Annotated in this window: 7 protein-coding genes; 3 read left to right on the top strand and 4 right to left on the bottom strand. The window is 38.5% G+C overall.

The features are described from left to right. Nucleotides 1-153: 153 nt before the first annotated feature. The 4 genes from AC52RT_RS12435 to AC52RT_RS12420 are packed head-to-tail and all read right to left on the bottom strand — an operon-like array spanning nt 154 to nt 4,941. The gene (locus AC52RT_RS12435) at nt 154-1,536 is read right to left on the bottom strand and encodes a dihydroorotase (RefSeq protein WP_495541038.1); all 1,383 of its coding nucleotides are present in this window, start codon (nt 1,534-1,536) and stop codon (nt 154-156) included. After that, nucleotides 1,536-2,231 carry an isochorismatase family protein gene (locus AC52RT_RS12430; RefSeq protein ID WP_495541037.1) on the bottom strand — a complete coding sequence of 232 codons (696 nt, stop codon included), beginning with the start codon at nt 2,229-2,231 and terminating at the stop codon, nt 1,536-1,538. The genes AC52RT_RS12435 and AC52RT_RS12430 overlap by 1 nt, the downstream gene beginning before the upstream one ends. Further along, nucleotides 2,231-3,619: an FAD-dependent oxidoreductase gene (locus tag AC52RT_RS12425; protein WP_495541036.1), complete on the bottom strand. Its 1,389-nt coding sequence runs from the start codon at nt 3,617-3,619 to the stop codon at nt 2,231-2,233. Before AC52RT_RS12425 ends, AC52RT_RS12430 begins: the two co-directional genes overlap by 1 nt. Nucleotides 3,620-3,624: 5 nt before the next feature. Then, nucleotides 3,625-4,941, bottom strand: a complete 1,317-nt coding sequence (locus tag AC52RT_RS12420; protein WP_495541039.1) for an MmgE/PrpD family protein — start codon at nt 4,939-4,941, stop codon at nt 3,625-3,627. 238 nt (nt 4,942-5,179) lie between these two features. On the opposite strand from AC52RT_RS12420, the gene AC52RT_RS12415 reads away from it, so the two are divergent. The 3 genes from AC52RT_RS12415 to AC52RT_RS12405 form a co-directional block, all read left to right on the top strand. Continuing rightward, the gene (locus AC52RT_RS12415) at nt 5,180-5,926 is read left to right on the top strand and encodes an IclR family transcriptional regulator (protein WP_495541035.1); all 747 of its coding nucleotides are present in this window, start codon (nt 5,180-5,182) and stop codon (nt 5,924-5,926) included. 16 nt (nt 5,927-5,942) lie between these two features. Continuing rightward, nucleotides 5,943-7,205, top strand: a complete 1,263-nt coding sequence (locus AC52RT_RS12410) for a 3-isopropylmalate dehydratase large subunit (RefSeq protein ID WP_495541034.1) — start codon at nt 5,943-5,945, stop codon at nt 7,203-7,205. Then, a partial coding sequence (locus AC52RT_RS12405) for a LeuD/DmdB family oxidoreductase small subunit (RefSeq protein ID WP_495541033.1) occupies nt 7,189-7,430 on the top strand: 242 nt, incomplete at its 3' end. The genes AC52RT_RS12410 and AC52RT_RS12405, both read left to right, overlap by 17 nt.

Below are 7,430 nucleotides of genomic sequence, written 5' to 3'. Positions count from 1 at the left end.
CATTTGCCAAGCCCCCGCTTAATGGATGCAAAGAGCCGATTTTTACAACATCATCCTTTCCTGATCCGCTGCTTCCTTCCGAACAACCTGCAACAACTAGCATCATCAATATCATTATAAAAAGTGATTTTTTCATAAATTTCTCTCCCTCCTTTAAATATATCGTTTAATATATTTTCCTCTGCCTGCCTCTTTAATTGGTTTACCTTCTTTAACGATCACTTCCCCTCTGCTGATCGTGAATTCGGGCCATCCATATAACTCCATACCTTCATAAACCGAATAATCGGAAGCCGCATACATTCTCTGTTGCGACACTTTCTCTTTTCTATCCAAATTTACTATGACTAAATCTGCATCTGCCCCTACCTCAATACGGCCTTTATTTGGCAAATTAAAGGATTCAGCTACTTGATATGACGTAATTTCAGCAATACGCTCTAAAGGTATTCCCCTTTTTTTATAACCTTCCGTCAACATAATCGGTAATAAAGACCCTGCTCCCGGAAACCCATATAACACGTCAAAAGTTCCTTCCCCCATGCTCATCTTTTTATGTAAAGAAGATGGGACATGATCCGTTCCGATTGTGTTAATCAGCCCATTTTTTATCCCTTCCCAAAGCAGCTCTTGATCTTCTTGAGAATGGATAGGCGGTCCAACTTTCGCTTTAAGATCTGCAGGGCTGTTCTCTGTTAAGCATAAATAATGTGGACAAGTTTCCACTTGCACTCCTTGTCCTTGTAACCATTTTGCATTTTCCAATACTTTCACACTGTCACCTGATGTAAGATGAACTATATAAACATTTCCACCCACAACGTGATTTATATACAAGGTACTTAATAAGGATTCAGCCTCTGCATATCCTGGACTTGTTTTTGACCAAGTTACTAAACCCTCATTCTCCCCTTTTTCTTTGTATTGTTTAATTAAATTGCGGTTGATATCCATATTTTCACAATGCACTGCCAGCATAAGTTTAGGCGAAATAGATTTAAACTTTTCTAGAATCCGTTTTAAATCATACGTTGATAAATCTAACCCGTCAGTAATCTTAAATTTATCGTTTAACTGGCGTTCATAATTTCTGAAAAACTTGAATGAAGTTAACCCAAAACGGTTTACGGTTTCTTCGAGCTCAGTCAGATGCTGTTCGGTCATAATCCCAAAACTGTATGAAAAGTCTATATAACTATTTTGTTCGCCGATTTCCTTCACTTTCGGGAAATAGTCTAGATAACTGACAGGTTGTCGATCGTAATTTATTACTGTTGTGATTCCACCTACCGCATGCTGTTTGGTGTCGATGAAATCCTCTTCAATGGAGTTATAAATACCGATATGTTGATGAGCATCAATCACACCAGGAAAAATATATTTTCCTGCAGCATCAATAACTTCATTTGCTGTTATATTTTCGCCATTTGCCAGTACACCAATTATTTTTTGATTCTTTATAACAATATCAGCCTCTTTCACACCTGCCTTAGGAAACACCACTTTGCCATTCTTAATTAATAAATCCGCCTGCATTATTTAGCCACCCCCAAATCCTCTAAATATTTAGTTATTTCTCCGAATGAAGCTACATCGCAATATTTCATCCATAAATCGAGTAATCCTGCCTTATGAGATAATTCGATTCGATCATACACACAGTCTTCTACTACAACTACATTAAAGTTGCGAGTCACTGCATCAACAGCAGTTGCTCGTACACAACCACTCGTAGAACCTCCGACAATAACTAGTGAATCCACTCCCATTTTAATGAGATAACTAATTAATGGTGTTCCAAAAAATGCACTGGCATAACTCTTGTCTACCACTAAATCCGTTTCTCTTGGCTTAAGTTCCTCGACTATTTGTGTTTCTGGCCGACCATCAATATATTTGGAATTGTCCCTTTGTGCTTTTAAGGCAAACGAATCAAATGTAATTGTTTTCTTTTGTACATTTCTGGTATAAATAACCGGGATATTATGCTGATATGAAGTATCCCGTAATTTATTTATCTTTTCTATTGCATCCCAGGCTGCCTGACCGCCGCCGCTTGGCCATTCATCCAATTGCTCTGTGATCGGTTTCTTCTCTCCCACATAGTTATATTGAATATCAATAATAAGGAGGGCAGGTTTATTACCGAGTCCCCGTTTTGTTCCATATCCTCCTTTTTCAATGACCATTCTGTCTGATGTCGTTAACGAATCTTCCCATATTCTGCTCATTAATTCCTCACCCTTTCCATCATAATTGACTCCTTTGCATGTTCCCCTGCAATCCTGCCAAATCCCAGAGCTGCCAATAGTCCATTCCCTGACATATATCCATACGCATGCTTTCCTGATATTCCAACAGCTGCACCTCCGCCTGCATAAAGGTTTGCTATGACCTTATTGTTTTTTGAAAGCACTTGTGCATTCTCGTTAATCAATAGGCCTCCTTGTGTATGGAATAGGGCCGGAGAAACTTTAATGCCGTAAAAAGGCGCATTCAATTTTTTCGGAAATGAAACTCTCCCAAAAGAGTCCTCTCCTTTATCTCTCGAATCATGATAAGTTTCTAATGTTGAAGAAAGCTTATCTGCATTGATTCCTAATTGAATGGCAAGACTTTTAATATCATCTGCACACTTAAATGCGTCCAGTTCATGCAAGACCTTAAAGTCCTCAATCGACAGCAGTTTCTGATAAATCTCTTTATCGAAAATAATATAGCCTTTCTGCTCTTCCTGCTTTAGTACATGAACTGCAAACTCAGAGTATCCTTGTGCCTCATTACCAAAGCGGACTCCTTCTTTGTTCACCATAAAGCCACCCATCATGATGGTTCCCCATGTAACCAATAAACCATGAGATTCTGCTACAGCCGAGTGACCCTGATAAGATGATAAATGTGAGGTAGCCGCATTTAACTGTTCAGTCATCCTGATTGCATCTCCCGTATTTGCTTCATAGCCAAAATAAAGAGCTTCTGAAATATCAGGGATATGTTGATTTACAAGTTCTTTATTACCTCCAAAACCGTTTGTGGCTAATATCACTTTGCCTGCTTTTATTTTTTGAAGTCCGTCAGGAGTACTTACCAATACACCAATAACCTCTCCTTCTTCATTAGTAATCAAACTCTGCACTTCTGATGGCACCATCAAATAAATATTTTCTCTTTTCAGAATCTCGCGCTTCAATGATTTCATTAACTCCAAACCTGAACGAGTCGGTGGTGCATGCATTCGCTTATTACTATGACCCGGATAGGAAAATTCCGTCACAACCGATAAGGGAATCTGCAAAGTGTCTGCCATCCATTCAACAAGGGGTCCGGATATTTTACAAAGCGCTGCCGTCAGCTCTTTATCACTCTCAAATTTATTTTTCCGTAAAATATCCAGTGTCATTTCTTCTACTGTATCCTCTATACCCGCTTCCCTTTGAAACTTTGTATTAGCTGCTGGTATCATCCCCGCACTTGCTGCAGTATTTCCTAAAATGAATTCCGTTTTTTCAAAAATACAGACTTCCAAATTGCTCTCGGAAGCAGTTAAAGCTGAGATGAGACCACATCCGCCGGCTCCTGCAACTACTATGTCAATCTCAGCATCCCACAATTTTTCCATCACTATCACCTGACCATTTTTATAATTTTCAAAAAATTATCCGCACTGTCAAGAGCTAATAGTTGTTCAATCACCGCCTCTGCTTTTTGTTGACCAATCACCTCAGATAGTGCATTCCTATTTTTTAATAAGACTTGTTCCTTAAGAGATTCATCATTGCTATCTCCTGAAGCATGATGCACCTTTAACTGCTTCTTTTCTCCATTATTTAAATAAATGTCGATCACGGAAGCTCTTATATCCGGAAGCAGATTAGTCAAATCAAGATCTTCCCTTACCTCTATCTGCGAAGACTCAATTGTCTTGCCATACTCCTTTTGAAGAAAACTGCTTACTGCATAAGGAATGGAGAATTTACCTGCATATTCATTAACAGGATCATAGTGATTTAATCTGGCCGCCGCTTCATACGTGTTAATATTTATTTTTTTAATGGAATCAATCGAAATTTGTTCCTCTTCGATTAATTGTTTTACTCCTTCCATCGGAGAATGACAAAACCTGCAAAAAGGATGGAATTTAAAATAACTGGACATTAAATCAAATCTCTCTCCGATTCCTTCCGCTAATTTCGTATGATCAACTGAATTACCCAAGATAGAAGAATAAATTGTTTCTAAGTTTTTCAAACTGCTTGAAATACCGCTATTCACCATGGCTGGTAATAACAATAAATGAAGGTTATTTAGACCGATCATTAGATCCCTTATTTGCTCTCCTTCAAAAATAGGATTCCATAAAGAGATAAATGGCAATGAAGAGGTAAGCGCCAACATCGAGTCATACTCTTCGCTCGTATAGTTATTTAATTTTCCTAATGCATATCCTCCACCAATCAGCCCCCAGCTGCCATGTGGATGAATATCTTTTTTTAGTGTAATAGCTGCACCGGCCCTGGCGTTGATCTCATATCCAATAATGAAGGCTTCAAGCATTTGTGTTCCTGAATATGTTTTGTTTCTTTCAGCTTCCGCCAAAAGAGCTGGAAAGAAATGACAAGCCGGATGTCCTTTTGCCTTTGGGTTACCTTCATCCAGCTCTTGACAAACCATTGAAAATCCATATGTAAGCGCAGAAAACAAAAAAGAATGATGACGATCATTTAGTGAAATGGAAGTATTTGAGTGTGAAGCTTCTGTGGATGACAAGGAAGAAAGATTCTTTGAAAGGGAACGAGCAATTGATGTTTGAGTACCGCTTACTACTGCAACGAAAGAATCCATAAAAAGCAGCTTGGCTCTCTCTATAACTATTGACGGTATTGATTGAAGGCTAAATTCAACAGAAAAGTTTGCGAGATGATTTTTATAAATACCATACACCTCCCTATTTTCCACAATGTGGAACGTGTTTTAAATTATGTTTATCTTATCATCCTATTTTTTTCTGCGTCAACCATTAATTTCTTTCAAATCAAAGAAACAAATTCTTCCAGTAATTAATAATTCAGAATAATCAACTTTTTTTATTTGACAATTTATTCAATTCGTTTTAGGATTTACATATTCCATTTTACAGCATGCGTGTCCGCATAACGGACATTTTTAAAGGAGTAAAAAAATGAATGAAAAAGACAGAGTATTATCGGTCGAGAAAGCGATTGATCTTCTAAATTGCTATTCCATAGATAAAAAAGAACTGTCCATACAAGATTTTGTTTCATTATCCGGCTACAAACGCACCACAGTTTATCGATTATTGAATTCGTTGATACTTAAAGGAATAATCAGTCAAAAAACTGCCACGGGGACATATCAACTTGGCCTCCCTTTACTTCATTACTCTTCCATCGTCTCTGAATCTCTGAATCTCCGTGAAGCTGCTTGGGAAACTCTTCAAGAACTATCAAAATTGACACAAGAAACCATAAACCTAAACATCATTGAAAATGATCGCAGAGTATGTATCGAAAAAATTGACAGTGTCAATATGATCCGCGAGAAAGTGTCGATTGGACAATCCTATAATTTATTTAAAGGTGCTAACGGGAAAGTACTGCTTGCATTCTCTCCAAAAGAATATATTGATCACTTGATTAATGAATTTAAAAAAGAAGAAGATAAGCAAAAAATAATAAATGAATTACTTCTTATCCGTCAGAAAGGTTTTGCTTTCAGTAAAAATGAGCGGATAGTAGGAGCCTTCGCTCTATCTGCACCTATATTTACACACGAAAATAAACTAGCTGGGAGCATTTCCATATCTGGATTATCTTCCACGCTAAATCAAGAGAAAAAAGCATATTATATTTCTTGCATTCTAACAGCGACTAAGAAAGTTTCTAGTAAGTTGGGACATATTCATTAAAAGGTGGGATACATTTATGGGTCAAACGATTATTGAAAAAATCATATCCAATCATGCTGACAAAGATATGTATGCAGACGAAATAGCCATTGTCGATGTAGACGGAGTAATGGCCTCTGATACTACTGCACCGCTTACTATACAAGCTTTCAAAAAAATGGGGGGCATTAAGGTATGGGATCACAAAAAAGTATTCCTTGTCATTGATCATGCATCCCCTGCACCAAATGAACGGATCGCTAATCTACACACTTTAATGCGTGAATTTGCTAATGAACAGCAAATCAAGCTTTACGATGTAGGCGAAGGTATTTGTCATCAATTGATGGTGGAGAATAGGCATGTAAAGCCTGGCCAATTGTTTCTCGGTGCAGATTCTCACACATGCACCTATGGAGCATTGGGGGCTTTCGCTACAGGAGTAGGTTCTACAGATTTAGCAGGGGTTATGCTAACGGGAAAAACATGGGTTAAAGTTCCTCCTACAATCAAAATTGAACTTACCGGTACTCCTCCAGATCATATTACTGCAAAAGATATAATCCTTCATATCGTAGGCACCTTGGGCATTGAGGGAGCCACTTATAAAGCAATAGAATTCACTGGTAAACTATTCGAAAACATGACACTTGATAGCCGGATGACGATTGCAAATATGGTCATTGAAATGGGTGGTAAAGCTGGCTTTGTAGATACAAAAGGTCTTAAACTCCCCTATCCATATGAGCATATTCAACCTGACGAAGATGCAGTATATGAAAAGAAAATCATAATTGACGTCACTCAATTACGTCCAGCAGTCGCCCGTCCGCATTCTCCGGATAATATAGATTCAATTGATGAAGTTCTTGGCACTCCGATCCAACAAGCATTTGTAGGAAGTTGTACGAATGGGCGCCTGGAAGATTTGCATGAGGTAGCTCGTATTGTAAAGGGGAGAAAAATTCACCCGGATGTGCGATTCATTATTGCACCTGCATCCAAACAAGTATTTTTAGATGCCTTAAAAGACGGTACAATAGAAATTTTGACAGAGGCTGGTGCCAGCTTCATTCCTTCCGGATGCGGACCATGTGTGGGCACCCATCAAGGGGTTCCAGGAAAAGGGGAGAATGTTATTTCTGCTACAAACAGGAATTTCCAAGGACGTATGGGAAATAAAGATTCCAATGTGTACTTAGGTTCCCCTGCAACAGTTGCTGCTTCAGCCATTCAAGGAAAAATTTCTGACCCATCAGAATTCACTAAAGAGGTGATCCCTAATGATTATCAAAGGTAAAACCCATGTCTACGGAGATAATATCGATACCGACCGAATCATACCTGGTAAATACACGAAAACATTAGACCTTTCTCAATTGGCTGAACATGTACTCGAAGATCTCGATTCAGATTTCAAAAACCGAGTGGAACAAGGAGATGTCCTTGTTGCAGGGGATAATTTTGGTTGCGGCTCTTCTCGTGAACAAGCCCCTCTTGCTCTGCAAGCAGCTGGTATATCTGC

Source organism: Peribacillus sp. (assembly GCF_059453735.1).
Note: the sequence above shows the minus strand (reverse complement) of the source record. Positions and strands in the feature narration are given on the sequence as shown.